The organism is Streptomyces sp. NPDC002870 (assembly GCF_042888505.1).
Classification (GTDB): domain Bacteria; phylum Actinomycetota; class Actinomycetes; order Streptomycetales; family Streptomycetaceae; genus Streptomyces.
On sequence record NZ_JBIAPW010000021.1, the window covers coordinates 29034 to 52086 of the forward strand.

Genomic DNA, 23053 nt, shown 5'->3' on the forward strand with positions numbered 1-23053 from the left:
CCGTGTGTCCGGAAGGCAGCGTGCGTCCTCAAGGCCCGGTGCGGCGTGAGTGTCAGTCGCCCAGCCACTTGTGGATTCTGGCGATCAGCTCGTCCGCGTCGACGGGCTTGGTGAGGTAGTCGTTGGCGCCGACGGCCAGCGTCCTGGCCCGGTCGCCGGGCATCGCCTTGGCGGTCACCGCGATGATCGGGACCTCGGCGAAGCGTGGCATCTCCCTGATCGCGGCGGTGGCGGAGAGCCCGTCCATGCCGGGCATCATCACGTCCATGAGGACCAGCTCCACGTCGCCCCGCGCGGCGAGGAGCTCGATGCCGGCTGCTCCGTCGTCCGCGCGCAGGACGCGCATGCCCTCGCGCTCCAGGATCGCGGTGAGCGCGAAGACGTTCCGCTCGTCGTCGTCCACGATCAGCGCCACGCGCCCGGTCAGCGTCGGCGCCTGCGGACGGGGGCCGTCCTCATGCGGCCGCCCACTGGCGCTCGCCGCCTGCTCCTTCGGGTGCCCGGCGCCGCGGACCGGCAGGTAGAGCGTGAAGCTGCTCCCCTCACCCATGCTGCTCCTCACCCCTATCTCGCCGCCGAGGAGCTTGGCCACCTCACGGCTGATGGAGAGCCCCAGTCCCGTACCGCCGTAGCGCCGTCCTGTGGCCACGTCGCCCTGCTGGAACGCTCCGAAAATCGTCTCCAAGTGCTGTTCGGCGATGCCGATTCCGGTGTCGGAGACCCTGAACGCGAGTGCGGGGCGGCCGCGCAGGGGGGCCGTCAGCTCATCGTCGGCGGCGTACTCGACGCGCAGCTCGACCTGTCCGTGCTCGGTGAACTTCATGGCGTTGGAGAGCAGATTGCGCAGCACCTGCCGCAGCCGCGCCTCGTCGGTGACGACGGCTTCCGGCATATTGGGCGCCCTCACCACCTGGAACTGCAGATCGCGTTCGCTCGCCAGGGGCCGGAAGGTGATCTCGACGTAGTCCAGCAGCCGGGACAGGTTGACGGGTTCCGTATGGACGTCCATCCTGCCCGCCTCGACCTTCGACAGGTCGAGGATCTCATTGATCAGCTGAAGCAGGTCGGAACCCGCGGAGTGGATGACTTCGGCGTAGTCGACCTGCTTCTCCGTCAGGTTGCCCTCCGCGTTCTGGGCGAGGAGCTGGGCGAGGATCAGCAGGCTGTTCAGCGGTGTGCGCAGCTCGTGGCTCATGTTGGCCAGGAACTCCGACTTGTACATCGACGTACGCGAGAGCTGGAGTGCGCGGGCCTCAAGCTCCTGGCGGGCCGCCTCGATCTCCAGGTTCTTGCCTTCGATGTCCCGGTTGCGCTCCACCAACAGCGCCGCCTTCTCCTCCAGTTCGGCGTTGGAACGCTGCAACTCCTCCTGACGCGACTGGAGTTCCAGGGATCGGGCGCTCAGTTCGCTCGTCAGACGCTGGGACTGCTCCAGCAGCTCGTCCGTACGGGCGCTGGCGATCAGCGATTTGACGATGACGCCGACCGTTTCGCTGAACCGGTCGAGGAAGTCCCGGTGGATGCCCGTGAAGGGCCGTAGCGCCGCGAGCTCCATCACGCCGAGCACCTGGCCTTCGACGACGATCGGCAGCACGATCAGGGTCGTGGGCTCGGCCGAGCCGATACCGGAGGACATCGTCGCGTATCCGGGCGGCAGACCGTCGACGGTGAGCGTGCGCCTGCTGCGCGCCGCCTGACCGACCAGCGACTGGCCGAGCCGGAAGCGGCGCCGGGGCTCGTCCGGTCCGTCGGGCCCGCCGTACGAAGCCATCATGACGAGCTCGATGTCGCGCCCGTCGGGCGTCTCCTGCGCCAGGAAGAAAGCGGCGTAGGGCGCGGAGACCAGCCGGGGCACCTCGTCCATGATCAGCTCAGCGACCGCGGAGAGGCTGCGGCTGTCCTGCATCAAGGAGGAGAGGCGGGCCAGATTGGTCTTGAGCCAGTCCTGCTCCTCATTGGCGCGGGTGGTCTCGCGCAGCGACTCGACCATGGCGTTGATGTTGTCCTTGAGGTCGCCGACCTCGCCCGGCGCCTCCACCGTGATGGAGCGGGTCAGGTCACCCTCGGCGACGGCGCTGGTGACCTGGGCGATAGCACGCACCTGCCGGGTGAGGTTTCCGGCCAGCTCGTTCACGTTCTCGGTGAGCCGCTTCCAGGTGCCGGAGACGCCCTCCACCTCGGCCTGGCCGCCCAGCCGTCCCTCGCTGCCGACCTCGCGGGCCACCCTGGTGACCTCGGCGGCGAACGACGACAGCTGGTCGACCATGGTGTTGATGGTGGTCTTCAGCGTGAGAATCTCGCCGCGCGCGTCGACATCGATCTTGCGGGTCAGATCCCCCTCCGCGACGGCCGTGGTGACCTGGGCGATGTTGCGTACCTGATTGGTCAGGTTGTTCGCCATGGAGTTGACGTTGTCGGTCAGGTCCTTCCAGGTACCCGAGACGCCCCGTACCCTCGCCTGACCGCCGAGGTTTCCCTCTGTGCCGACCTCGCGGGCGACGCGGGTGACCTCCTCCGCCATGGTGGACAGCCGCTCCACCATCGTGTTGATGGTCTCCTTCAGCTCCAGGATCTCCCCGCGGGCGTCGACGCGGATCTTCTGGTCGAGGTCGCCCCGCGCGACCGCGGACGCGACCTGGGATATCGACCGGACCTGCGAGGTGAGGTTGTCAGCCATCGTGTTGACGCCGGTGGTGAGCTCCAGCCATATGCCGCTGACCTCGGGGACGCGCGCGTGGCCGCCGAGCCGCCCTTCGCCGCCGACTTCGCTGGCGACCCTCGTGACCTGGGATGTGACCAGGGACAACTGGTCGACCATGCCGTTGTAGACAGCCGCGATCTCGCCGAGGAGCTCCGCCTCGTCGGCCGGCAGCCGGTGGGAGAAGTCGCCGTCGCGTACTGCGGTGAGCCCCGCGAGCAGTTTCCGGAGCCCTTCTTCGCTCAATTCCGCCGATGGGCGGCCGAGCCGTTCACCGGAGGTGTGCGCAGAATCCATCGCTGACCTCGCCCTGCTACGACCGACGACACGTCCACTCTCGCACGTGGAGGTGTTACGGACACCCCGGAACCGACTGCTCACCACGGGGGGGTGAAAGGCATCAAAACGTGCCATTCGGGTAAATATTCGGCAGGTGCTCGTACGACGATCCCCAAGCAGCGTCGAAGGAGCCTCATGTCCAGCCTCTCGCGTACCCGCGACTCCGCCGTCTCCGCCGCGCCCGCACCACGCCCGCCGGCGCTTCTCGGCCTTCCGGAGATCCCGGACCCACGGACGATCGGCACCATGGACGCGCGGGCACTCTCCGTATCGCTGTTCCAACGGCTCGTATCACTGGAGGAGGGCACACCGGAGTACGCGTATGTGCGCAACACCCTGGTCGAGCTCAACCTCAGCCTCGTCAAGTTCGCCGCGACCCGGTTCTCGCACCGCAGCGAGTCGATGGAGGACATCCTCCAGGTCGGGACGATCGGCCTGATCAAGGCCATCAACCGCTTCGATGTCGAGCGCGAGGTCGAGTTCGCCTCCTTCGCGCTCCCGACCATCGAGGGCGAGATCAAGCGATTCTTCCGGGACGCCAGCTGGGCTGTGCGGGTGCCGCGACGGCTGCAGGAGCTGCGCATCGGCATCGCCAGGGCGTCGGACACACTCGAGCAGCGGCTGGGGCACCCGCCGACGGATGCCGAGCTCGCCGTCCACCTCGGCGTCGACGAGGCGGAGGTGCGGGAGGGCCGGCAGGCGGCGAACGGCTACACCGCCCATTCGCTGGACGCGCCGCTCGACGACGACAAGGCCCCGGGCCCGGCGCAGCGGTGCCTCGGCCAGGACGAGGGCGCCTTCGACACGGTCGAATGCGTCGCGGCACTGAAGCCGGTGGTCGCCACCCTTTCCGAGCGGGACCGGCTGATTCTGTCCCTGCGGTTCGTAGAGGACCTGACGCAGCGTGAGATCGGTGAGCGGCTGGGCATCTCGCAGATGCATGTCTCGCGGCTGCTGGCCCGCGTCCTTACGCTGCTTCGCGAGGCCCTGCTGCTGGACGACGGTGACGAGGACCGCGGCGACGGCGGTTGACGACCGTTCCGACGACGGTTCGGGCGACGGTCGGACGGCAACTCGAGACGGCAGCGGGGAGAGCGCTCCGCTGCCGCTCACCCTGCTAGCGCGGTGGCGCCGCCACCTCCACCCACACTGTCTTCCCGGTTCCCCGAGGCACGGATCCCCAGCTCCGGGAGAGCCGCTCCAGGACCACCAGACCATGACCGCCGGGCACACCGACGGCGAACGGGCGCGGCCGCGGGTGAACCGGGCTGTCATCGGTGACCTCGATCCTCAGCCGGTCCGGTGAGCAGTGCAGCGTGAGTTCCCGGGGCCCGTGGGCGTGCAGGCAGGCGTTCGTGACGACCTCGGACACCAGCAGAAGCACATCCTCGACGACCGCCTGGCCGTCCTCGTCCGCGGCGGGAATCCATTCCCAGTCGGTCAGGGCGTCCCGGCTGAAGTCTCGGCAGCGCCCTACGACACCCTCGGTGCCGTACAGGGCGAGCCGGCGGGTCTGCCCCCGCGCCGGGAGGACGACACTCACGACCTCCTCCTCTACCTCTGTCACCTCTGTGAACTGTCCGCCAGAGCCTCGTCGAGACTCGCGTGCATACGGAAGACGGCGCCCGCGCCGGTGATGTCGAACATGCGGGCAACCGGCGGTTGCAGAGCGACAAGTTCCAGTCGAACGCTCGCCTCGCGTCCGACGAGTCGACCGTGCAGCAGAGCATTGAGCCCGGTCGAGTCGCAGAACCGCAGGTCCGAACAGTCGGCCAGAATCCGGCCCGCCCCTGACGCCAAGCCTTCGGCAAGAGCTTCGCGCAGCGCCTCGACCGAGTCATGGTCGAGCTCACCCGCGAGTGTCAGCACAAAAGCACCCTGAGCCGGCATCTGCCGGACTGCGACCATGAGGCGCCGCTTGGCGGCGTCGGCACGTCCAACCACGACGCACCACCTCTCGTTCCGCGTCCGGTCCCCCTGGCGGTGGGGGAGCGCGATGGCCCTCTTGAGGGATGGGTGCCCGGAATGCGTCGTTGTATGCCGTGGCCGTTCGGCCGGCCCAGCGGCGCAACACGGGCAGCCCGCTCCCTGTCGTCATCGGCCTCGACGAGGCGGGCGTCGACTACACCGGCGGCGATTTCCTGCTCGTGGAACAGCTCACCACCCGGGACCGCCCGGTGCGCTCCAGGCGCGGCTGGTCCGCCTCTCCCGTCCGGCACGGCGTCAGCGCGGTCCGCTCGGGCCACCGGCACACCCTTGGCCTGGTCTTCCACGACGCCACCTGACGACAGTCCCCTGGCCGGTCTCGGCGAGCGACAGTAGGCAGTAAAACACCACGGAGCGTGATCCACATCACATCCTGCTACGACCCGTGATGTTTTGGCGGCGGGGTGCGCTGGGTAGCGCAGGCCGCCCACGTGACGGGCGTGCCGCAAGTGAACTTTTCGGAGAGGTGGGGCACTTGAGCCCGCGTACGTCGCATGCGTACAGACCACTGAGCATGAAGCGCCGAGTCTGGCTGACCGTGGGCGCTGTCGTCCTCGGCGGGGCGGGGGTGGTCACCATAGCCACCGCCAACCCGTCCGATTCTCCCAAGAAGCCGCACCAGGAGGAGCGGGCGGCCAAGCTGCGCACGCTCGAGCTCGCCAAGGGCGGAGCCACGAAGAGGGAGCTGCCGAACACCGACACCGAGCCGTTCTCCCTCGTCGGCATCGGCTGGGACAGCTCGGCCGCCGAGGTCGAGGGCACGGCCCAGGTGCGTACGCGCAGCGCCGAGACGGGCAAGTGGTCCGACTGGCAGGCGCTGGACCTGGAGGCACACCGGCCCGAGGGCGCCGAGGGCGGCGACCGCGGAGCGTCAGAGCCATTGTGGGTCGGGCCGTCCACCGCCGTGCAGGTACGCGTCGACTCGGGCAAGGCGCTGCCCAAGAACCTGAAGCTGCACATGGTCGACCCGGGCGTCAGCAGGGCCGAGGCCAAGAACCCGGCCGCGCCGCTCATCGACAACGCGGCGTTCGCGGAGGAGGAGACCCCGTCCGCCTCGCCGACTGATCCGGTCACCCCGACGGACCCGGCTTCGCCGACCGACACCGTGACTCCGACCGACTCGGCGACCCCGACCGAGACGGCCGGCCCCACGGCGACGCCGACCGAGACGCCGGTCCCGACGCCCACCAAGCCGACCGCGCCGCCCTCGACGGTGAAGCAGCCGCCGATGGTCAACCGCGCCCAGTGGGGCGCCGACGAGTCGATGGTCGACGACCCCGCCGAGTACATCGACAAGGTGCAGGCAGTCTTCATCCACCACACCGTCGGCTCGAACAACTACAGCTGCGCCGAGTCGGCCGCCCTGGTCCGCGGCATCATGACGTACCACGTCAAGACCGAGGGCTGGAACGACCTCGGCTACAACTTCCTGGTCGACAAGTGCGGCCAGATCTTCGAGGGCCGCGGCGGCGGGACCGATCTGCCGGTCAAGGGCGCGCACACCTACGGCTTCAACAGCTACTCCACCGGCATCGCGCTGCTCGGTGACTTCGAGGGCGACGCCGCGACGAGCAAGCCGGCCGGGAGGCCGACCCCCGCCGCGCTTCAGTCGGCAGCCCGCGTCGCCGCCTGGAAGCTCGGCCAGTACGGCGGCAACCCCAAGGGCACGGTGACGCTGACCGCCCAGGGCAACACCGGGAAGTACACCGAGGGCCAGCAGGCCACGCTGAACACCGTCTCCGGTCACCGCGACGGCTTCGCCACCGCATGCCCCGGCAAGAACCTGTACGCCAAGCTCTCCTCGATCCGTGACTTCGCGGCGGGCCCCGGCCGCAACTCCGCGATCCCGACCACCGACTTCAACCGGGACGGCATCACCGATCTGGTCGCCGGTCTGCCGCGGGTCGCGAGCGGCGACGGCTCGGTCACGGTCCTGCCCGGCACCGTCAACGGCCCGACCAGCGCCGGGAAGCGCACGCTCAACCAGGAGAGCGCGGGCGTTCCCGGACGCTCCGAGAGCGGTGACGCCTTCGGCGCCTCCTCCGCGTACGCAGATGTCAACGGCGACGGCTACGCCGACCTGGTCGTCGGCGTCCCGGGCGAGAACGAGCTGGCGTCGCAGGTCGACACCGGCTCCGTCAGCGTCCTGTACGGCCCCGCACTCACCAGCGGCAAGGCGTACTGGACCGATGCCGCCGTCCGTACCAACGGCGAGAAGCTGGGCACCACGGTCGCCGCAGCCGACTTCAACGCCGACGGCAAGGCCGACGTCTTCTCCGTCGCCCCGGGAGTGCCGGGCCGCTGGTGGGCGTACGACTCCGCGACCGGCGCCGCCAAGTCGGGCCTGCTGAACACCGCCGCGTACACAGGGGCCGTCGCCTACGCCTCTGCCGCCGCCGGCGACTTCAACAAGGACGGCTACGCCGACGTCGCGGTCAACTTCCGCGACCCGGGCGGGATTTCGCGGCTGCTGTGGCTGAAGGGCTCCGCGTCCGGCCTGCAGCGGGTCGGGATCCTCGACGCACGGGGCGGCCGTGCCCTCGCGGCCGGCGACGTCAACGGCGACGGATACACGGACCTCGCCGTCGGACAGCCCTCGGCCACCGAGTCCGGCACGACGGCCAAGGGCGGTGCGGTGACGGTGGTCCTCGGCTCGGCCACGGGCCTGACCTCCACCGGCCGGATCACCCTCCACCAGGACTCCGCCAGTGTCCCGGAGGCGGGCGAGACCGGTGACGACATGGGTGCCGCCGTCTCCGTAGGGGATCTCAACCTCGACGGGTACGCGGACATCCTGACCGGCGTGCCGGGCGAGGACATCACGCGCAACGGGGCCAGTCGCGCGGACTCGGGCATGGTGATCCTGCTGCGCGGCTCGGCCGCGGGCCAGACCGGCACCGGCTCGTTCGCCTATACGCAGGACACCACCGGGATACCCGGTGACGCCGAAGCGGGCGACCGCCTCGGCTCATCCGTATCGCTGACCGATCTGTCCGGCTACACGCGGGCGGACCTGGCCATCGGCGCGGACGGCGAGGACGCGAACAACGGCACGATCCTTCAGATCGACAACAGCAGCACGTCCGGCGTGATCCCTTCGTCCGGTGTGTACTTCGGCACCGCGGCGCTGGGCGCACCCGCGGGCGTCCGCATCGGCCAGGTGCTGACGCCGTAACCGACCGATGCCGGCCGGCTGCGTGGCCCAGGCCCCCCGGGGGCCCGGTCCGCGCGGCCGGCCGGCATCTCGCGCTCAAGGACGGCGCGAGGGACAGCGCGCTCAAGGACTGGATGGGGCGGCCCACGATGAATGAACGAGAACTGCTGGCGGCAGTAGCCCACTTGACCCATCGGGATCCGCGGAAGCTGGCGTGCGGTGAGCCCGGTCATGCGGCGGACCATGTGTGCCTGAACGCTTCCGGCCGGCCACGTCTGCCCCGCCTTCTCGACGCGGTGAGCGAGCGGTACGGCCGGCCGCGCCCGCTCGTCAGGCGCGGGCACCGCGCTCCGACGCTCACCGAGAGAACCGGACTGCCGCTCCTCGCCCCCTTCGGGGAGGACGTGAAGGAGATGTACGCATGGGCGTACGGCACCTACTGGATCGGCTGCGGCATCGTTGCCGTCGGCAACGGCGTACGGCCTGTGGTTCTCGTCGCGCATCGGGCCGCCCCGGCACTGGAGGAGCTTGCGGAGGACGCCACCTGGGTCGACCGCGTCGTCTTCGTCACGGGCCAGGACGGGGAACTGACGCACACGGTCGGCTGGGACACGGCCGAGGCCTGGCTGGGTACCGGTCTGCCCAGCGACTACAAGCAACTGGTTCAGATCTTCGGGTGCGGCGCCTTCGACGGCTACCTCGACATGTTCCTCCCCAATGGTCCGCCCGGGAGCCTCGACATCGTCGAGCATGCGCTGTCGATGGCCTCGTGGGACGGCGAGGACGGCAACAGCATGTGGGCGCCGCACCGGTTGTTCCCTGCCCCGGGCGGGCTCCTGCAGTGGGCGGGAAGCGAGCGGGAGGACTCGTTCTACTGGCTGACGGAGGGGGCTGACCCCGACCGCTGGCCCATCCTGGTGCCGAAGGACGACTACAGCGACTGGATCCGGTTCGACGGCTCGACCGCGGAGTTCATCTTCCGCATGCTCACCGACCCGCGGCAGCCGTGCTCGACCGCCGCGTACTTCGACGCACACTGGTTCATGAGCTACGGGCAGTGAGGGGCACCGCCTACTGCTTGCCCGGCGGTTTCTTCGTCTGAGCGGCCCCACTGCCCGATCCGCCCTGCTGCTCCGCGGGCGGCGCGTCCTGCCTGCCGCCCTCGTCCTTGGGCGGGCGTGCCTGCGGCGACGCCTTGACAGGCTGCTCGCTCAACAGCCGGGCACAGTACGCCGCCACCGCGTCCGGGCCGCCCGCCGCGTCCTCGAACCGCTGCCAGGCGGTGCCGTCCAGGGCCCCGCCCCGCCCCTCCTTCGACTCGTACGCGCGGCAGTGCGCCACATCGTCCTTCGCCGCCGGCGGCCGCTCACCGGGGGTGCGAGCCCCGGGTCCGGTCGTCGACGGGTGCTCCGGCTCCCCCGGAGTCACCGCCTGGCGTGACGTGGCACTCGGCGTCGGCGCCGGCTTGAGCGGCGGCTCTGCGAACGGCGTCGGGATCGCACCCGCTGCCATGGCTACCCCGCCCAGCATGACTCCCGCCACGAGAGCCCCGATTCCCACCCTGATCCCCCGACGCCCAACGGCGGGATTCTTCGAGCGCCAGTCGTCCTCGGGTTTCGTGGGCGCGGCTGACGCGCCCTCGTCACGCGCGGCCCGGAACGCGGCCAGGGCCCGGGCCTCGGCCTCTGCCGAAGAGGGCAGGGGACGCGCGGCGGCAGCCAGCAGGTCCTCGAGCGTCGGCGTCTGCGTCTGCTGCTCGGGCTTCATGGCACCTCGGGGTGGGGTTTCGGTCATCTCGCCTCTCCCAGCGCACGAGAGTCCGAATCTGTCACACGCATGGGCTGAAGCGCAGCGAGGTGTTTCTCCAGCCGCTTCAGCCCGCGGTGCGTGGCGGAGCGTACCGCTCCGGGCCGTTTGCCCAGCACCCGCGCGGCCGACGCCCCGTCGAGTCCGATGACCGTCTGCAGGAGCACCGCTTCCGCCTGCTGCTGGGGCAGCTTCGCGATCAAGGCGAGGGCTTGCTCGGTGGAGATGGATTCGATTGCCTCGCCGGCCGTGTCCTGCTTGGCCGGCAGCTCGGCCAGTTCGCTCTCGAAGAGCGTGGCCCGAGGACGGCTCTTCAGCCGGCGCAGATGGTCGATGGCACGGTTGCGCGCGATGCTCGCGGTCCACGCACGGAACCCCGCTCCATCTCCGCGGAACCGCCCCAGATCACGGGCGATCTCGAGCCATGCCTCGGACGCCACGTCCTCGGCGTCGTCCCCGACCAGACCGCGCAAATAGCCGAGGAGCGGGGGATGCACCCACCGGTAGGCGGCGGCAAAGGCCTCCTCGTCCCCGCCCTGCGCCCGCTCGACCGCCTCACCCAGCTCTCCGTCGAACGTCTGTGCCCGGCGGTCGCCCCCACGCTTGCCCACTCGTTCCTCTTCATCGTGCTGACACGGCACGCCTGTGCCGACGTCCCCCATAGATCACTGCGTCAGGACTCACGGAAGTGTCACAGCTGTTCGGAGCGATGCCGCGGAAGGAGCGGGCGCCGCTGCCCCGCCAACAAGGTCCGAGCGATCTACCCTCTTTATAGAAGGCGGGCGGAGAGGCCCGGCCTGTCGACCACCGTCGACCTCTACCCGGAGGAGGCGGACATTGAAGGCGTCGATACGACGGTCCGCGATCCACACAAACGCGGCCGCGCTCACCAGGAGGTACCCATGAGGATGCTCATCAACGTGCCGGAGACCGTCGTCGCCGACGCCCTGCGCGGTATGGCCGCCGCACACCCCGAGTTGGCCGTCGATGTGGAGAACCGGGTGATCGTACGGCGGGACGCACCCGTCGCCGGCAAGGTCGGGCTCGTCTCCGGGGGCGGCTCCGGGCACGAGCCGCTGCACGGCGGCTTCGTCGGGCCCGGGATGCTCTCCGCGGCGTGCCCGGGAGAGGTCTTCACGAGCCCGGTGCCGGACCAGATGGCGCGGGCGGCCGCCGCTGTCGACAGCGGCGAGGGGGTGCTGTTCATCGTCAAGAACTACACGGGCGACGTCCTCAACTTCGACATGGCGGCCGAGCTCGCCGAGGACGAGGGAGTCCGTCTCGCCAAAGTGCTCGTCAACGACGACGTCGCGGTGACCGACAGCCTCTATACGGCGGGCCGGCGCGGCACCGGCGCGACCCTGTTCGTCGAGAAGATCGCAGGTGCGGCCGCCGAAGAGGGTGCGCCGCTGGAGCGGGTCGAGGCGATCGGCCGACAGGTGAACGAGAGCTCCCGGACCTTCGGTGTCGCGCTGAGCGCCAGCACCACGCCCGCGAAGGGCAGTCCGACCTTCGATCTCCCGTCGGGTGAGCTGGAGTTGGGCATTGGCATCCACGGTGAACCCGGTCGTGAGCGGCGCCCCATGATGACGTCGCGGGAGATCGCGGACTTCTCCGTGCACGCCGTACTGGAGGATCTGGAGCCGTCGGGCCCGGTGATCGCACTCGTCAACGGCATGGGGGCGACGCCGCTGCTGGAGCTGTACGGCTTCAACGCCGAGGTGCAGCGCGTGCTCGACGAGCGCCAGGTGCCGGTCGCCCGTACGCTCGTCGGCAACTATGTGACCTCGCTCGACATGGCAGGCTGCTCGGTGACTCTCTGTCAGGTCGACGAGGAGCTGCTGCGGTTGTGGGACGCGCCGGTGCGGACCCCCGCGCTCCGCTGGGGCCGCTGACCGTCCAGGATCTGCGCCCGGCCCCGCCGCCTCGCCGACCACCCGCTCACCACAGGGAGTTCATGTGCTCGACGCCGACTTCTTCCGCCGCTGGATGACGGCCTCCGCGGCTGCTGTGAACCGTGAGGCGGACCGCCTCACCGAGCTGGACTCGGCGATCGGCGACGCCGACCACGGCAACAATCTCCAGCGCGGTTTCGCGGCCGTGACGGCGGCCTTGGAGAAGGAGGCCCCTCAGACGCCCGGGGCCGTACTGACCCTGGCGGGACGGCAGTTGATCTCCACCGTGGGCGGTGCCTCCGGTCCGCTGTACGGGACGCTGCTGCGGCGTACGGGAAAGTCGCTCGGTGACGGCGTCGAGGTGACGCCCGGGCAGCTGGCCGATGCGCTGCGCGCGGGCGTCGCCGCGGTGGCGCAGCTCGGCGGGGCCAAGGCTGGGGACAAGACGATGCTGGACGCACTCGATCCGGCGGTCGAGGCGCTCGGCGACTCCACCGCGTCGTTCGCGGCCGCACGTGAGGCGGCAGAGCAGGGCGCGCTGGCGACCGTGCCGATGCAGGCGCGCAAGGGCAGGGCAAGCTATCTGGGCGAGCGCAGCATCGGGCACCAGGATCCGGGGGCGACCTCCTCCGCCCTGCTGATCGCGGCGCTGGCGGAGGAGGCGGAATGAGCACCGACAAGCCGGTCGGGATCGTGCTGGTCTCGCACAGCGCGGAGGTGGCCGAGACCGTCGCCGAGCTCGCCATAGGGCTCGCGGGCGGCGGCACGACCGCGCCCGTCGCACCGGCGGGCGGCACTGCGGACGGCGGCCTCGGGACCAGCTCGGAGCTGATCGCGGCAGCCGCGGCTTCGGTCGACGGGGGCGCGGGGGTGGCCGTCCTGGTCGATCTGGGCAGCGCCGTGCTGACGGTGAAGGCACTGCTGGCCGAGGGCGACGAACTCCCGGACGGGGCACGGCTGGTGGACGCACCCTTCGTGGAGGGGGCGGTGGCTGCCGTGGTGACCGCTTCGGCGGGCGGCGATCTGGACGCGGTGCAGGCGGCAGCCTCGGAGGCGTACGACTACCGGAAGGTGTGAGCCCGGCCCGGGGCCCGACGGACGCCGACCGAGCACAATTGTTAACGGGAACCATTTTCATGTAGCGTCACGGGCACGTCCCACCCAGGAGGTTCCCGGTCCCATGGCCGTACCCAAGCGCAAGATGTCCCGCAGCAACACCCGCCACCGCCGCGCCCAGTGGAAGGCCACCACGCCCCAGCTGGTGACCGTCACCATCGACGGCGTCCCGTACCAGGTGCCGCAGCGGCTCGTGAAGGCGTACGAGCGCGGTCTGCTGCGCCCGGAGGGCTGACGGACATGACTGCCCCGACGAGCGCGGCGGACCGCCGGCTGCCGGTGACCGTCCTCTCCGGATTCCTCGGCGCCGGCAAGACGACTCTGCTCAACCATGTCCTCGGCAATCGCGAGGGCCTGCGGGTCGCCGTGATCGTCAATGACATGAGCGAGATCAACATCGACGCCGCGCTCGTGCGCGGAGGCGCCGCCGCCCTGTCGCGCACCGAGGAGCGGCTGGTCGAGATGACCAACGGGTGCATCTGCTGCACCCTGCGCGACGATCTGCTGGAGGAGGTCGACCGGCTGGCGCGCGAAGGCCGGTTCGACTACCTCCTCATCGAGTCCAGCGGCATCTCCGAGCCGATGCCCGTCGCCGCCACCTTCGCCTTTCCGCGGGACGACGGCGCGACCCTCGGCGATCTGGCCCGCCTCGACACGATGGTCACGGTTGTCGACGCCGCGAACTTCCTGCCCGAACTGACGGGCGGTGACGGGCTCGCCGAGCGCGGGCTCGACCAGTACGAGGACGACGAACGCACCGTCAGCGATCTGCTCATGGACCAGATCGAGTTCGCCGACGTCATCGTGGTCAACAAGCTCGACCTGGTCGGCGAGGAGCAGGCGGCCCGGCTGCGGGCGGCGCTCACTCGGCTCAACCCGGTCGCCCGTATCGTGCCCGCGCAGCACGGCCGGGTCGATACCGCCGACATCCTCGGCACCGGCCGCTTCGATCTGGAGCGCGCCCAGCAGGCCCCGGGGTGGGTCATGGAGCTCAACGGCGACCATGTGCCGGAGACCGAGGAGTACGGCATCTCCAGCACCGTCTTCCGTGCCGACCGGCCCTTCCACCCCGGGCGGCTGTGGGAGTTCGTCACCGAGGGGCTGGACAGCGGCGCGTACGGCGAGGTCCTGCGCTCGAAGGGCTTCTTCTCGCTGGCCGGGCGCGAGCTCGTCACCGGTCTGTGGTCGCAGGCCGGTGCCGTCGCCCGCTTCGAACCGTCGGGCATGCACGCGGCGGAGAGCGGTCAGAGCCAGGAGCTGGTCTTCATCGGCACCGGACTGCGCGCAGAGGCGCTGCGCGGCGCGCTCGACAGCTGCCTCGCCGGTGCGGACGAGACGGGACCGTGGCACGACCCCTTCCCCGCTTGGGACGTTCACTGCACCGAGGATCACCTCACGTCCTCCGTGACGCTCCGTTAGGGCCTGGGGGCGGCGACCGGACCCGGTGGCTCGCTCCCGCGGAGCCACCGGGGTGGCGCCGTCACTCGATCGGACTCGCGTACGCCGCGGATCGGCCGGGGCTCCCGGCCGTACCGCGTGACCTGGCACGACCGTCGCGGCCACTGCGACGGACGGGGGGTGACTCGCCGGGGCCGCGCCGTCCTCGCCGCATGCGCCGACCCCGTCGGCCTCCTAGCGTCTTTCCCAACGAGGGGCATTTCTTCTCCAGCGCGGAAGTCATCCGCAATGGCCCTCGGGAACACGGAGAACTGACCATGCGTGCGATACGTGTCGCCTCCCTCGCCCTGATCGGCACCACCGCGCTGACTATCGGCGCCCCGGTGGCCCTGGCCGCCGACGAGGGCGACATCACCCCTGCCGGATTCACCGTCAGCCCCTCGACCGTTGCGCCCGGCGGCACCGTGATTCTGAATGCCACCGAGTGCGACGACTCGACCGTGACCGTGTCCTCGGGAGTCTTCGAGACCGTCACGCTCGATGAAGGCCGGCCCGGCACGGCGAGGATTGACGCGGAGGCCAAGCCGGGCGCCGAGGACGAGGTCACTTTCGACTGCAACGGCGAGAAGGTCACCACGGCCCTGGCCATCAGCAACGACTCCGGCTCGCTCAGCGGGACCGGGCCCGGGACCGAGGCCGGGACCGAGGCCGCGGCCGGGGACTCGCCCACCGGGACGGAGGCTGATGCCCTTGACGCGCTCGTCGGGACGGCACCCGGGACCAAGTCCGAAACCGGCGATCTGCCCACGGGGATCGAGACCGGTGACGTGCTCACCGAGGGCGAGGCCGAGACCGGCGACTCGCACACCGGTACCAAAGACGAAAGCGGCGACTCGCACACCGCGGCCAAGGACGAGAGCGGCGACTCGCACACCGGGAAGGAAGACTCCCACACCGGGCAGGGCACCACGAAGCCCGGCGCGGGCGTCGACGCCGGCGCAGGCGGCAGTTTCGCCGATCTGAGCCCCGCGCAGATCGCGGTCGGCTCGGCACTCGTCGCGGGTGGTGTGCTCGGCGGCGGCGTCCTTCTGCTGCGCCGCAGGTCCTCAGAAGGCGTCTGACGCCGACACAGCGGCTCCGCCGCCCCGGGCCCCGAGGTCTTGGCCGGCGGAGCGCCACCTGAGACACAGAACGGGACTGAGGAAGAGCGCCCATGGACACGTTCAAGGACCGCGGCTCCTGGTTCACGGTCGCCTCTGTCCTGCTGCTCGGGGTGTTCCTCCTGCGCAACGGATCCACCGAGCCGGTCGGCGGGCCGCCCCAGCCCGGCTCCGCCGTCCCCGCTCGCCACAGCGAGGCCGCCCCGCTGCCGGCCGTGCCCCATGCGCTCCCCCACTCCCCGCCCCGGCGGATCGTCATTCCGTCCGTCCGGCTCCACGCCCCGGTCACCGCGGTCGGCCTCGACGAAGACGGCGGGATCGACGCGCCGCCGCTGGAGAAGAGCAATCTCGCCGGCTGGTACAACGGCGCGGCCGGCCCCGGCGAACGGGGCACGTCCGTCATCGTCGGCCATGTCGACAACAAGGCGGGCCCGGCCGTCTTCTACGCACTCGGCGCGCTGGAGCGGGGCAGTCGCGTCGAGATCCTGCGCGAGGACGGCCGTACGGCAGTGTTCACGGTGTACGGCATCGAGATCTTCGCCAAGAAGAAATTCCCGGCCGCCCGCGTCTACCAGGACACCCCGGCACCGGAGTTGCGCCTGATCACCTGCGGCGGCGGCTATACGAAGAAGACCGGCTACGACGGGAACGTCGTGGCGTTCGCCCGCCTTGTCGAGGTGCGCTGACGAGGTGGAGAGATCCACCGGGCCGAGATCAGCACAGCCCTGGCCTGCGAGACCACCCCACGTCCGCACCCTCGAGGACAGGTGGGCGGTACCCGACACACTTCGGCACAGGAGTGCCTCCGGCTTTCACCCGACGCCTGTCACTCGCCTCGCCGAATGTTGTCCGCGGCTGCCTCTTCGATGGCGCGTCGTTGCCGTTCGACCGCCAACTCCTGCAACGCGTCATTGACTGCGGCGAGCACTGTCGCCGTCGCGTCTTCGGCTACGCCCGGGGAATCCCCGGTCTGATCGTTGCGGATCCCGAGGGCCGCCGCCAGGGAAGCGAGGACTGGCTCGTTCGATGTCCAGCGGTCGGCCGCCAGGCGGCGGGCGGGCGAGTCGACCAGCTCCGTCCGGCTGGTATGGAAGAGCATCCAGCGGCGGCGTCGTTGCCGCGTGAGATGCCCTTCCGCCTCGAAGGCAGCCAGATAGGCCGCTGACAGGCCGCGGCCTCTGCGCCACAGCCAGTCACCCACCGACTCGTACGGTGCTTCTCTGGCAAGCGACGCCGCGGCCTCATCCAACAGGCGGTCAGCTATGGCGCGCCTGATGCTCGGCACGATGTGATCGCCGTCCAGTCTGATGTCCTGGGCATCCAGGAGGTCGATCATCTCGGCTCCCGCGAGCGCGAGCGACAGATCGCCTCGCTCCACAGGTCGACTGGACGCCATGTCCAGGGCAACGATCATCAAATCCCGCGCTGTGGTCATGAACGGCTCCACCTCGGTACTCCGGCTCAGTGCTCCTGAGCCGCCGGCTCCAGGACGAAGACCGGGAGCCGGCGGTCCGTCTTCTTCTGGTATTCCGCGTAGTCGGGGTAGGCCGCGACCGCGCGCTCCCACCACAGGGCCTTCTCGTCCCCCGTCACCTCACGGGCCCTCATGTCCTTGCGGACCGGGCCGTCCTGAAGTTCCACCCGTGGGTCGGCGACGACGTTGTAGTACCAGACCGGGTGCTTCGGAGCACCGCCGAGCGAGGCGACGACCGCGTACGTGCCCTCGTGTTCCACGCGCATCAGCGGGGACTTGCGGATCTTGCCGCTCTTGGCGCCGCGGGTGGTCAGCACGACGACGGGCATGCCCCGCATCGTCGTGCCTTTGGTGCCGCCGGACTTCTCGTACAGCTCTACCTGGTCGCGCACCCACTTCTCCGGGCTCGGCTCGTACTCACCCTCAAGCGGCATGCCATCCATCCCATCGTCGAAGATTTTCCCGTAGCAGGCTCAACGCCCTGGAGCCAGGCAATCATTCCTGGGGGCGCTCGTAGCGGAGCAGCACCGTCCGCGAGTCGAACGAACACCGATCGCGCGCAGTCGCCATCCCGGAGGAGAAACACTCCGCCAAGGGGCCGCAACGGCATTGCAACCTCGCCGGTGCTCTGCTGGACGGATGACACAGTCATCGCGCGTGGAGCTGACCCTCGCGGCCGCCGGTCTCTTGCGGCGGCTGCGGGCGGCCCACGGTCCGCTGATGTTCCACCAGTCGGGCGGCTGCTGCGACGGCAGCGCGCCCATGTGCTACCCGGACGGGGAATTCCGTACGGGCGCGTCCGACGTCCTCCTGGAGACCCTCCGAGTGGAGGGCGTCGAGGAGCCGGTCCCGTTCTGGATCTCCAGAAGTCAGTACGAGGTGTGGAGCCACACCCGGCTCGTGGTCGATGTCGTCGAGGGCCGGGGCAGCGGCTTCTCGCTGGAAGCGCCGGAGGGAGTGCGGTTCCTGATCCGGTCGCATGTGGTCGAGGGCTGAGCCTCAGCCGTCGCGTCGGCAGGCATGTGGTGCAGGTGGACGACGTCCGCGGCAGCTGCTTCGAGCTGCCTGCGGACGTCACGGCCTGAGGCTTCCGACCACGTTGGCGGTGGCCGCGATGCCGTCCTGGATGGTCGGCGCCATGCTCGTGCCCGCGAGGAAGAAGCCGAGCAGGGCGCAGACAATCGCGTGGGAGAGCTTGAGTCCGCCGTTGCGCAGAAAGATCACTGCGAGCACCAGCAGAAGCAGCACCATCGAGATCGAAATGGCCATCGCCAACCTCCTCCGCCGCGCGGAATTGCGGCATTCGGCGGTCAGTCTGGCGCAGCGGAGGGCCCGTACGGCCGACTGGCGTGTCCGCCGTACGGGTGATGTGTGGCGGGACCGAGGCGGCGGCCCCTCGGCGGCGGCGATGGTCGCCGCGAAGGGGCGCCGCGGCGGGCTCCGTCTACTGGCCGCGGGCGCGGAGGAAGCGCTCCAGGCCGGCCAGGTCGTCCGTATTGATGTGGTCGACGCGGGCGGCGAGCAGCTCGGTCCACAGAGCGTCGCGTTCCGGCCCGGCGACGTCCGGGGTTGCCCAGAAGCGGACGCGCTGGCCGCGGTCGTGGGCGGTGGCGACGATCGCGTGCAGCTTCTCCCGCTCGGCGGTGGGGAATTGGCCGACACCGCGCCAACTGAAGCTCTGCGTCCAGTTGCTGGAGATCAGCGGGATGAAGGAGGCGGGGGCGGGGGCGGCGGTGCCGAGGTCGTCGAGCCGGCCGTCGTAGAAGGCGTACCGGACACGCTGGGCCTCCATGGGCACGCGGGCCGCGCGGTCGCCGGAGATGACGGGGGTCACGGCGCCGAGGCGGACGTGGCCGTAGGAGTAGCTGCTCAGCATCCGCCGGTAGTGCCGTAGCTGACGGTCGAGTTCGAGATAGGCGGCGACGCCGTCCGTCTTGATGTCGATCAGCAGCTGAACGGGACGGTGGTAACCGCGGTACACGGAGCCGTGGTTGGCCTTCACGCGCGCGAGCAGCGGGTCGAGATAGAGCGAGCGCAGCGTGCGGGTCGGGTCGAGGCCGGCGGGCTCGTGGGCGACGAGCAGGTCCCCGCCGACCAGGAAAATGTCGGCCTCGACGCTGGTGAAGCCGTGCGACAGGGCGTCGTGGAGGGGCCGTTGGTGGAGATAGTCGTTGTGGGCGTGGGCCCGGCGGAGGGGGCCGTGTCCCCTGCTCTCGGCCGCGTGCGCGTACGCGGGTGCGGCGACGGTTCCTGCGAGGGCGGTGGCGAGGATGGTGACGGCTCTGCGTCGGGTGGTGAGCGGCATCATGACTCCGGGCGGGACGCGTGGGACAGGACACGGTGGAGTATGCGTGCCGGGGCCGCCAAGGGGCGGCGCCTGGGGAAGAGTTCGGCCATCTGTCACCGGGGCGTCAGAGGGCGGTGCGGTGGCTGCGCCGGTTCATGGGTCCGGGGGCGCCAAGGGGACGCGATACGCGCTTCGCCCGGGGACTCGGGTCCGCCGAGGGGCGTGCATCGGGCCGGGACTGGGGTCCGCCGCGCGGGGACCAGTGCGGGCGCGTCGTGCGGGTGCGTCGTACGGGCGCGTCGTACGGGCGCGTCGTGCGGGCGCACATCGAGCCGGGACGCGGGTACAGGCGACAGCCGAGTACCTCGCGTCCCTACCCCCCCGCCGTGCCCCGGCCCGGGCACGATCAGGCCGCCGCGCCGGTGGTCGGTGCGGCGGCCAGAAAGGACGGGACTGTCTCCGGCCTCCTACGGAGCCTGGAGACCGACCAGTTCCGCCAGTGCCTCCTTGTGGCGCCCCGGCGTGCCGAGGGCGACCTCGTCGGCCTTGGCACGCTTGAGGTACAGATGCGCGGGGTGCTCCCAGGTCATGCCGATGCCGGCGTGCAGCTGAACGCACTCCTCCGCGGCGTGCACGGCGACCCGGGAGCTGTACGCCTGCGCGACGGCCACCGCCACAGCGGCCTCCGGGCTGCCGGTGGCAAGCGCGTCGGCGGCGTTGCGGGCCGCGGCACGGGCCGAGACGACCTCGAGCCACACCTGCGCCATACGGTGCTTGAGCGCCTGGAAGGATCCAATCGGCCGGTTGAACTGGTGCCGCTCGCGGGTGTGACGGACCGTCTCCTCCAGACACCACTCGGCGAGTCCCAGCTGTTCTGAGGCGAGCAGCCCGGCCCCGGCCAGCAGTCCGCGGCGTACGGCCTGCTCGGCGGCTGCCGCGTCCGCAAGGCGGGTTGCCTGCGCGGTGTCGCCGACGGTGACGGCGGCGAGCGGACGGGTCAGGTCGAGCGGGATCTGCGCCTCGACGGTGGCGGCCGCCTTCTCGACCGCGTACAGCCCGTCGGACTTCAGCACGAGCAGCACATCTGCCACGGCTGCGTCCGCGACCCCGGTGACCCTGGATGCGTCGACGGGAAGCGGCCCGTGCGGAGAAGCCGACAGCGGCACGGCGAGCACAGCGGCCTTGCGGCCGGTCGCGAGGGCGGTCAGCAGTTCGGCGACCTCCGCGGTTTCGGTGTCGAGGGCGAGCAGCGTCTCGGTCGCGATCACCGCGCTGGTGAGGTACGGCGCGGGCGTGACGCCACGGCCCAACTCCTCCAGGACCACCGCGGCCTCTCGGTGCGAGGCGCCCTGTCCGCCGAGCTTGTCCGGTACGAGCAGACCTGCCGCGCCTATGTCAGCGGCGAGTCCCTTCCACAGCTCGGGGTCGTACGGCGCGCCCGCCTCTGCGCGCACCAGCGCCGACGCGGTGTCGCCACGGTCGGTGAGCAGGGAGCGTACGGCGGCGCGCAGATCGTCCTCGGCCTCGGAGTACAGCAGATCGGGCTGCGGGTTCATCGGGTCAGGTCCTTCCAGGCGACGTCCTTGTCGTTGCGCGGCTCGGAGGGCAGCCCGAGTACTCGTTCCGCGACGATGTTCAGCAGCACCTCGCTGGTGCCGCCCTCGATGGAGTTGCCCTTGGAACGCAGATAGCGGTAGCCGGCGCCGCGCCCGGTGAAGTCGACGAGTTCGGGGCGCCGCATGGTCCAGTCGTCGTACAACAGGCCCTCTTCGCCGAGGAGTTCCACCTCCAGACCGCTGATCTCCTGGTTGAGGCGGGCGAAGGCGAGCTTCATTCCGCTGCCCTCTGGGCCCGGCTGTCCGGCGGCGAGCTGCTGGCGCAGCCGTTCACCGGCCAGCCGGGCGACCTCGGCCTCCACCCACAGGGTCAGCAGCCGCTGGTGGACATCGTGCGTGCGCAGCTCGGGGCGTTCGCGCCAGGTCTGCGCGATCGGGCCGATCATGCCGCCCTCGCGCGGGATGCGGCTGCCGCCGATCGAGACGCGCTCGTTCATCAGGGTGGTCTGGGCGACCTTCCAGCCCTCGCCGACCTCGCCGAGCCGGTGCGCGTCGGGAATCCGCACATCCGTGAGGAAGACCTCGTTGAACTCCGCCTCACCCGTGATCTGGCGCAGCGGCCGCACCTCGACGCCGGGGTCGGTCATGTCGCAGATGAAGTATGTGATGCCACGGTGTTTGGGCAGATCGGGGTCGGTGCGCGCGATGAGGATCGCCCAGCGGGCCACATGGGCGCTGGACGTCCACACCTTCTGCCCGTTGATCACCCAGTCTCCCCCACTCCCGGCTTCCCCCGAGCGGGAGTTGCCCCCATCGTCCCGTACCGCGCGGGTGCCGAGCGCGGCCAGGTCGGACCCCGCGCCGGGCTCGCTGAACAGCTGGCACCACACCTCCTCGCCGACCCAAAGAGGCCGCAGGAAGCGCCGCTTCAGCTCTTCGGAGCCGTACTTGAGGATGGTCGGCGCGGCCATGCCGAGGCCGATGCCGATTCGGCGCGGATCGTTGTCGGGCGCGCCCGCGGCCGTCAGCTCGGCGTCCACTACGGCCTGCAGGGCGCGCGGGGCGTCGAGTCCGCCCAGCCCCTTCGGGTAGTGCACCCAGGCGAGGCCCGCGTCGAAGCGTGCCTTCAGGAAGTCCGTGCGGTCCGTGCTCGCCGGAGGGTGCGCGGCGAGCAACTCCTTTGTACGGCTGCGCAGTTCGGCGGCGTCCGTCATCGGCTCTCACCTTCCGGGATGACGACCAGGCGGCCGGTGGTCGTGCCGTCGGCGACCCGCTGGACGGCGTCGGCGGCGTCCTTCATGGCGACGCGCCCGCTGATCAGCGGCTTGACCACGCCCTCGGCCGCGAGCTTGGTCAGCTCCTCGTGGCAGCCGCGGATGGCGGCCGGGTCCATCTGGTTGTAGAGGCCCCAGTGGAGGCCGACGATCGAGTAGTTCTTCACCAGGGCGTGGTTGAGACCCGGGGTGGGGATCGCGCCGCTGGCGAAGCCGACGATCACGATCCGGCCCTCGAAGGCGATGCACTTCACGGACTTGGCGTACGCGTCGCCGCCGACCGGGTCGTAGACGACGTCCGCGCCACGGCCGCCGGTGGCCTCCTTGACCGCGGCGACGATGTCGTCCTCGCGGCGGTCGACGACGACGTCGCAGCCCAGCTCCCGCGCGACGCGTGCCTTGTCGGCCCCGCCGACGACACCGATGACCCGCGCGCCGGCCGCCTTGCCGAGCTGGACGGCCGCACTGCCGACGCCGCCCGCGGCCGCGTGCACCAGCAGGGTCTCGCCCCGCTGGAGGCGGGCGCGGCGGTGCAGACCGAACCAGCCCGTCTGGTAGCCGATGTGCAGGGCGGCCGCCTCTGCGTCGTCGAGGGCATCGGGCGCGGGCAGCACGGCCGCGGCGTCGGCGACGACATAGTCGGCGAGTCCGCCGTTCGGCAGCGCCGGGTTGGCGATCACGCGGCGGCCGTCCTCGGTCTCGCCGCAGATCTCCACGCCCGGCGTGAACGGCAGCGGCGGCCGGACCTGGTACTGGCCGCGGCAGAGCAGCGCATCGGGGAAGTTGATGTTCGCGGCCCGGACCCTCAGCAGCAACTGCCCCTCGCCCGGCGTGGGCCGCTCCACCTCTTCGAGCCGCATCACCTCGCTCGGCTCGCCGTTCCGGTGCACTCGCCATGCCTGCATTTCGG

Annotated in this window: 23 protein-coding genes and 1 pseudogene; 12 read left to right on the top strand and 12 right to left on the bottom strand. The window is 70.6% G+C overall.

The window, feature by feature from the left end:
* Window positions 1-52 precede the first annotated feature (52 nt).
* Complete coding sequence (locus tag ACFYWY_RS24030) at window positions 53-2995, bottom strand: HAMP domain-containing protein (protein WP_389190066.1); 2943 nt, start codon at window positions 2993-2995, stop codon at window positions 53-55.
* Between the two features lie 177 nt (window positions 2996-3172).
* On the opposite strand from ACFYWY_RS24030, the gene ACFYWY_RS24035 reads away from it, so the two are divergent.
* Window positions 3173-4069, top strand: coding sequence for a SigB/SigF/SigG family RNA polymerase sigma factor (locus ACFYWY_RS24035; RefSeq protein ID WP_389190067.1), 897 nt, complete (start codon window positions 3173-3175; stop codon window positions 4067-4069).
* A gap of 85 nt (window positions 4070-4154) precedes the next feature.
* Here ACFYWY_RS24035 and ACFYWY_RS24040 read toward each other — a convergent pair whose 3' ends face one another.
* Both ACFYWY_RS24040 and ACFYWY_RS24045 read right to left on the bottom strand, forming a co-directional pair.
* Entirely contained in the window at window positions 4155-4580 is a 426-nt protein-coding gene (locus tag ACFYWY_RS24040; protein WP_389190068.1) for an ATP-binding protein, read from the bottom strand.
* Between the two features lie 20 nt (window positions 4581-4600).
* Complete coding sequence (locus ACFYWY_RS24045) at window positions 4601-4981, bottom strand: STAS domain-containing protein (RefSeq protein WP_389190069.1); 381 nt, start codon at window positions 4979-4981, stop codon at window positions 4601-4603.
* A gap of 137 nt (window positions 4982-5118) precedes the next feature.
* Between ACFYWY_RS24045 and ACFYWY_RS24050 the strand changes: the two are divergent.
* From ACFYWY_RS24050 to ACFYWY_RS24060, 3 genes and pseudogenes are all read left to right on the top strand, one after another.
* Window positions 5119-5322: pseudogene (locus ACFYWY_RS24050) on the top strand (2OG-Fe(II) oxygenase); the annotation flags it as partial.
* Between the two features lie 215 nt (window positions 5323-5537).
* Window positions 5538-8198: an FG-GAP-like repeat-containing protein gene (locus ACFYWY_RS24055; protein ID WP_389190070.1), complete on the top strand. Its 2661-nt coding sequence runs from the start codon at window positions 5538-5540 to the stop codon at window positions 8196-8198.
* A gap of 128 nt (window positions 8199-8326) precedes the next feature.
* Window positions 8327-9238 carry a hypothetical protein gene (locus ACFYWY_RS24060; protein WP_389190071.1) on the top strand — a complete coding sequence of 304 codons (912 nt, stop codon included), beginning with the start codon at window positions 8327-8329 and terminating at the stop codon, window positions 9236-9238.
* A gap of 10 nt (window positions 9239-9248) precedes the next feature.
* Here ACFYWY_RS24060 and ACFYWY_RS24065 read toward each other — a convergent pair whose 3' ends face one another.
* Together ACFYWY_RS24065 and ACFYWY_RS24070 are read right to left on the bottom strand one after the other, a co-directional pair.
* Complete coding sequence (locus ACFYWY_RS24065; RefSeq protein ID WP_389190072.1) at window positions 9249-9971, bottom strand: hypothetical protein; 723 nt, start codon at window positions 9969-9971, stop codon at window positions 9249-9251.
* Window positions 9968-10594, bottom strand: coding sequence for an RNA polymerase sigma factor (locus tag ACFYWY_RS24070; RefSeq protein ID WP_389190073.1), 627 nt, complete (start codon window positions 10592-10594; stop codon window positions 9968-9970). The genes ACFYWY_RS24065 and ACFYWY_RS24070 overlap by 4 nt, the downstream gene beginning before the upstream one ends.
* Window positions 10595-10885: 291 nt before the next feature.
* On the opposite strand from ACFYWY_RS24070, the gene dhaK reads away from it, so the two are divergent.
* From dhaK to ACFYWY_RS24105, 7 genes are all read left to right on the top strand, one after another.
* A complete protein-coding gene (gene dhaK / locus ACFYWY_RS24075) occupies window positions 10886-11878 on the top strand; it encodes a dihydroxyacetone kinase subunit DhaK (protein WP_389190074.1) in 993 nt (330 codons plus the stop codon).
* Between the two features lie 64 nt (window positions 11879-11942).
* A complete protein-coding gene (gene dhaL, locus ACFYWY_RS24080; protein ID WP_389190075.1) occupies window positions 11943-12548 on the top strand; it encodes a dihydroxyacetone kinase subunit DhaL in 606 nt (201 codons plus the stop codon).
* Window positions 12545-12955, top strand: a complete 411-nt coding sequence (locus ACFYWY_RS24085; RefSeq protein WP_389190076.1) for a PTS-dependent dihydroxyacetone kinase phosphotransferase subunit DhaM — start codon at window positions 12545-12547, stop codon at window positions 12953-12955. Before dhaL ends, ACFYWY_RS24085 begins: the two co-directional genes overlap by 4 nt.
* Window positions 12956-13058: 103 nt before the next feature.
* Window positions 13059-13229 (top strand): 50S ribosomal protein L32, encoded by a 171-nt coding sequence (gene rpmF / locus ACFYWY_RS24090; protein WP_389190077.1) that lies wholly within the window; start codon window positions 13059-13061, stop codon window positions 13227-13229.
* 5 nt (window positions 13230-13234) lie between these two features.
* Window positions 13235-14413, top strand: a complete 1179-nt coding sequence (locus ACFYWY_RS24095) for a GTP-binding protein (protein ID WP_389190078.1) — start codon at window positions 13235-13237, stop codon at window positions 14411-14413.
* 296 nt (window positions 14414-14709) lie between these two features.
* Complete coding sequence (locus ACFYWY_RS24100) at window positions 14710-15513, top strand: hypothetical protein (RefSeq protein ID WP_389190079.1); 804 nt, start codon at window positions 14710-14712, stop codon at window positions 15511-15513.
* 92 nt (window positions 15514-15605) lie between these two features.
* Complete coding sequence (locus ACFYWY_RS24105) at window positions 15606-16238, top strand: class F sortase (protein ID WP_389190080.1); 633 nt, start codon at window positions 15606-15608, stop codon at window positions 16236-16238.
* A gap of 140 nt (window positions 16239-16378) precedes the next feature.
* Here the strand turns inward: ACFYWY_RS24105 and ACFYWY_RS24110 are convergent, their stop codons facing one another.
* A complete protein-coding gene (locus ACFYWY_RS24110; RefSeq protein WP_389190081.1) occupies window positions 16379-16987 on the bottom strand; it encodes a GPP34 family phosphoprotein in 609 nt (202 codons plus the stop codon).
* A gap of 26 nt (window positions 16988-17013) precedes the next feature.
* The gene (locus ACFYWY_RS24115; protein WP_389190082.1) at window positions 17014-17460 is read right to left on the bottom strand and encodes a nitroreductase family deazaflavin-dependent oxidoreductase; all 447 of its coding nucleotides are present in this window, start codon (window positions 17458-17460) and stop codon (window positions 17014-17016) included.
* 205 nt (window positions 17461-17665) lie between these two features.
* On the opposite strand from ACFYWY_RS24115, the gene ACFYWY_RS24120 reads away from it, so the two are divergent.
* Entirely contained in the window at window positions 17666-18022 is a 357-nt protein-coding gene (locus ACFYWY_RS24120) for a DUF779 domain-containing protein (protein WP_389190083.1), read from the top strand.
* A gap of 78 nt (window positions 18023-18100) precedes the next feature.
* On the opposite strand, the gene ACFYWY_RS24125 is transcribed toward ACFYWY_RS24120, so the two are convergent.
* The 5 genes from ACFYWY_RS24125 to ACFYWY_RS24145 form a co-directional block, all read right to left on the bottom strand.
* Window positions 18101-18295 carry a hypothetical protein gene (locus ACFYWY_RS24125; protein ID WP_215089395.1) on the bottom strand — a complete coding sequence of 65 codons (195 nt, stop codon included), beginning with the start codon at window positions 18293-18295 and terminating at the stop codon, window positions 18101-18103.
* Window positions 18296-18470: 175 nt separating this feature from the next.
* Window positions 18471-19331 carry a phosphatidylinositol-specific phospholipase C/glycerophosphodiester phosphodiesterase family protein gene (locus tag ACFYWY_RS24130; protein WP_389190154.1) on the bottom strand — a complete coding sequence of 287 codons (861 nt, stop codon included), beginning with the start codon at window positions 19329-19331 and terminating at the stop codon, window positions 18471-18473.
* A 449-nt stretch (window positions 19332-19780) separates the two neighbouring features.
* On the bottom strand, window positions 19781-20869 hold the full coding sequence (locus ACFYWY_RS24135) for an acyl-CoA dehydrogenase family protein (protein WP_389190084.1): 1089 nt from the start codon (window positions 20867-20869) through the stop codon (window positions 19781-19783).
* Window positions 20866-22083, bottom strand: a complete 1218-nt coding sequence (locus tag ACFYWY_RS24140) for an acyl-CoA dehydrogenase family protein (RefSeq protein ID WP_389190085.1) — start codon at window positions 22081-22083, stop codon at window positions 20866-20868. The genes ACFYWY_RS24135 and ACFYWY_RS24140 overlap by 4 nt, the downstream gene beginning before the upstream one ends.
* Window positions 22080-23048 carry an NADPH:quinone oxidoreductase family protein gene (locus ACFYWY_RS24145; RefSeq protein WP_389190086.1) on the bottom strand — a complete coding sequence of 323 codons (969 nt, stop codon included), beginning with the start codon at window positions 23046-23048 and terminating at the stop codon, window positions 22080-22082. Before ACFYWY_RS24145 ends, ACFYWY_RS24140 begins: the two co-directional genes overlap by 4 nt.
* Window positions 23049-23053 lie beyond the last annotated feature (5 nt).